This is a genomic window from Arthrobacter sp. Y3223166 (genome assembly GCF_059090935.1).
Window position 1 is genome coordinate 1 of the sequence record NZ_JBNHGE010000101.1, and the last position, 267, is coordinate 267.

1 protein-coding gene is annotated in these 267 nt (G+C 69.3%); it reads left to right on the forward strand.

Annotated features, from left to right (window positions below):
* Positions 1–267, forward strand: a 267-nt coding sequence (locus AC5RUH_RS16730; RefSeq protein ID WP_494129160.1) for a hypothetical protein, incomplete at both ends; no start/stop codon positions are given.

Sequence of the window (267 nt, forward strand, 5' to 3'; positions counted from 1 at the left end):
CGGCGGTCGAAGGCGTGGACTACCTGGTCGGCGGCAAGACCGTTCCCCCGGGCACCCACAAGGGCACTGGCACCGTGACGATCACCGCCAGGGTGCAGGCCGACTACGTCATCGCCGCCGGCGCCGTCACCGAATGGACCGCGGCGTTCAAGGCCACCCCTTACCCGGTGACCCCGGCTGCGGTGGTGTTCACGGATAAGGACGGCACCGCAGAGGACACCTACACGATCCCGGCGGTCGAAGGCGTGGACTACCTGGTCGGCGGCA